Origin of the sequence: Sphingobium estronivorans (assembly GCF_008692605.1) — a bacterium.
Lineage (GTDB): Bacteria > Pseudomonadota > Alphaproteobacteria > Sphingomonadales > Sphingomonadaceae > Sphingobium > Sphingobium estronivorans.
The window spans coordinates 1-337 of the sequence record NZ_LFCT01000079.1 but is presented as its reverse complement, the minus strand read 5'-3'; the positions used below and the strand labels follow the sequence as shown (position 1 = coordinate 337).

The window sequence follows — 337 nt, the reverse complement described above, 5'->3', positions numbered from 1 at the left end:
GCCCGTTTCGGCAAGCCCGAGATCTTTAATACCGATCAGGGCAGCCAGTTCACCAGCAATGCCTTCACCGGTGTGCTGCGCGCAGCCGAGATCAAGATCAGCATGGACGGACGGGGACGCTGGATGGACAATGTCTTCATCGAACGGCTCTGGCGATCTGTGAAGTACGAATGCGTCTATCTGCACGCCTTCGAGACCGGATCTGAACTGCGTGCCGGCCTTGGCCGATGGTTCGCCTATTATGACAAACATCGTCCTCATTCACGCCTTGCAGGGAAAACCCCTGGCGAGGCATATGAGCAAATCGGCGCTTCAAATCCTGGGGGGCATGCCCCCC

General features: G+C 57.9%; 1 protein-coding gene. It reads left to right on the top strand.

The window, feature by feature from the left end; genetic code table 11:
- On the top strand, positions 1 to 337 hold a 337-nt coding region (locus F7P65_RS21900; RefSeq protein ID WP_150295665.1), incomplete at both ends, for an integrase core domain-containing protein.